Annotated in this window: 2 protein-coding genes; both read right to left on the bottom strand. The window is 67.7% G+C overall.

Annotated elements, in window-relative coordinates:
* Window positions 1–1,049: 2-oxoacid:ferredoxin oxidoreductase subunit beta (locus ABD374_RS31670; RefSeq protein ID WP_344500088.1), on the bottom strand; the 1,049-nt coding region annotated here is incomplete at its 3' end.
* On the bottom strand, window positions 1,042–2,892 hold a 1,851-nt coding region (locus tag ABD374_RS31665; protein WP_344500086.1), incomplete at its 5' end, for a 2-oxoacid:acceptor oxidoreductase subunit alpha. The genes ABD374_RS31670 and ABD374_RS31665, both read right to left, overlap by 8 nt.

Genomic DNA, 2,892 nt, shown 5'->3' with positions numbered 1-2,892 from the left:
ACGGTCCAGGTGTCGTTGCCGGCCAGCAGCGCCGCAAGGTCGCCTTTGCCGTTTTGTTCGATGGCGGTGTCGAGTTGGTCGGCCATGAGGGTGTCGTAGACGGGTCGGTTGATGTTGCGGAGGACTCCGATGGGGGTGTGGTGGAGGGTGTCGGGGTCGGCGAGGCGGGAGAGGGCGAAGGCGGTGGTGGGTGAGGTGGCGTGTGCGTCGTGGATCAGGATCTGTGACTGGTTGTCGGCGGTCACTGTTACTGCTTTGAGGTCTCCGGTGGCGGTGTCGCGCAGGACGCCCTTTGATCCTTGGGCTCCGAAGCGGATGGGCTGTCCGTGTTCGAGGCGGATCACGGCTTCCTGGGCCTGTTGTTTGTCCTTGAGGGCGTCGAAGGCGCCGTCGTTGAAGATGTTGCAGTTCTGGTAGATCTCGACGAGTGCGGTGCCGGGGTGGTCGGCGGCCTGGCGGAGTACTTCGGTGAGGTGTTTGCGGTCGGAGTCGATGGTGCGGGCGACGAAGGAGGCTTCGGCGCCGATCGCCAGTGATACCGGGTTGAAGGGGGCGTCGAGGGAGCCCATGGGTGTGGATTTGGTGATCTTGCCGGCTTCGGAGGTGGGGGAGTACTGGCCCTTGGTCAGTCCGTAGATCCGGTTGTTGAACAGCAGGATCTTGAGGTTGACGTTGCGTCGCAGGGCGTGGATGAGGTGGTTGCCGCCGATGGACAGTGCGTCGCCGTCGCCGGTGACCACCCACACCGACAGGTCGCGGCGTGAGGTGGCCAGGCCGGTGGCGATGGCGGGTGCGCGGCCGTGGATGGAGTGCATGCCGTAGGTGTTCATGTAGTACGGGAAGCGGGAGGAGCAGCCGATGCCGGAGACGAAGACGATGTTCTCCCTGGCCAGGCCGAGTTCGGGCATGAAGCCCTGCACGGCGGCCAGCACGGCGTAGTCGCCGCAGCCGGGGCACCAGCGCACTTCCTGGTCGGACTTGAAGTCCTTCATGGACTGCTGGGCCTCGGCCCTGGGCACCAGCGTGAGAGTCTCGTTCGCCTCAGTCATGGGTGGCCTCCTTGAGGGCGGTGGCGAGCTGCTCGGCCTTGAAGGGCATGCCGTTGACCTGGGTGCAGGAGTGGATGTCGACCAGGTACGTGGCCCGCAGCAAGGTGGCGAGCTGTCCGAGGTTCATCTCCGGCACCACCACGCGCTCGTAGCGGGCCAGGACTTCGCCGAGGTTGGCGGGGAAGGGGTTGATGTGGCGCAGATGCGCCTGGGCGATCTTCTCGCCTGCGGTGCGCAGCCGGCGGACGGCGGCGGTGATCGGTCCGTAGGTCGAGCCCCAGCCCAGCACGAGTGTCCTGGCGTGGTGGGGGTCGTCGACCTCCAGGCCGGGGACCTGGATGCCGTCGATTTTGGCCTGGCGGGTGCGGACCATGAAGTCGTGGTTGGCCGGGTCGTAGGAGATGTTGCCGGTGCCGTCCTGTTTCTCGATGCCGCCGATGCGGTGTTCCAGGCCCGGGGTGCCGGGCACCGCCCACGGGCGGGCCAGGGTCTGCGGATCACGTTTGTAGGGCCAGAACACCTCAGTGCCGTCGGCCAGGGTGTGGTTGGGTCCGGTCGCGAACCGCACGCGCAGGTCGGGCAGCTCGTCGGTCTCGGGGATGCGCCAGGGCTCGCTGCCGTTGGCCAGGTAGCCGTCGGAGAGCAGGAAGACCGGGGTGCGGTAGGTCAGGGCGATACGGGCCGCGTCCAGGGCCGCCGCGAAGCAGTCGGCGGGGGTCTGCGGCGCCACGACCGGTACCGGGGCCTCGCCGTTGCGCCCGTACATCGCCTGGAGCAGGTCGGCCTGCTCGGTCTTGGTCGGCAGGCCGGTCGAGGGGCCGCCGCGCTGGATGGCGACCACCAGCAGCGGCAGCTCCAGCGAGACCGCCAGCCCGATCGTCTCCGACTTCAGCGCCACCCCCGGACCCGAGGTGGTCGTCACCGCCAGCTGTCCGCCGAACGCCGCGCCCAGCGCCGCGCCGATGGCCGCGATCTCGTCCTCGGCCTGGAAGGTGCGCACGCCGAAGTTCTTGTGCCGCGACAGCTCGTGCAGGATGTCGGAGGCCGGTGTGATCGGGTACGAGCCCAGGAACAGGGGCAGGTCGGCCTGCTGCCCGGCGGCGATCAGCCCGTAGGACAGGGCGAGGTTCCCGGAGATGTTGCGGTAGGTGCCCGGGGGGAAGGCGCGGGTGGCCGGGGCGACCTGGTAGGAGACGGCGAAGTCCTCGGTGGTCTCGCCGAAGTTCCACCCGGCCCGAAACGCCGCCACGTTCGCCTCGGCGATCTGCGGCTTCTTGGCGAACTTGGTGCGCAGGAAGTTCTCGGTGCCCTCGGTCGGCCGGTGATACATCCACGACAGCAGTCCGAGCGCGAACATGTTCTTGCTCCGCTCGGCCTCCTTGCGGGTCAGCCCGAAGTCCTTGAGGGCCTCGATCGTCATCGTGGTCAGCGCCACCGGATGCACGCGGTAGCCCTCCAGCGAGCCGTCCTCCAGCGGAGACGTCTGGTAGCCGACCTTGGCCATCGGGCGCTTGGTGAACTCGTCGGTGTTGACGATGATCTCCGCGCCGCGCGGCACGTCCCCGAGGTTGGCCTTCAGCGCGGCCGGGTTCATCGCCACCAAAACATTCGGGGCATCGCCCGGTGTCAGGATGTCGTGGTCGGCGAAGTGCACCTGGAAACTGGAGACCCCCGGCAAAGTCCCGGCGGGCGCCCGGATCTCGGCCGGGAAGTTCGGCAGCGTCGACAGATCATTGCCGAACGCCGCCGTCTCCGACGTGAAACGATCACCCGTGAGCTGCATACCATCACCGGAATCACCCGCGAAACGGATAACCACCCGATCCAACCGACGGACCTCCTT

The organism is Streptomyces enissocaesilis (genome assembly GCF_039533765.1).
GTDB classification, from domain to species: Bacteria; Actinomycetota; Actinomycetes; order Streptomycetales; family Streptomycetaceae; genus Streptomyces; species Streptomyces enissocaesilis.
The sequence above is the reverse complement of the archived record's forward strand: the minus strand, read 5'-3'. Positions and strand labels throughout refer to the sequence as shown.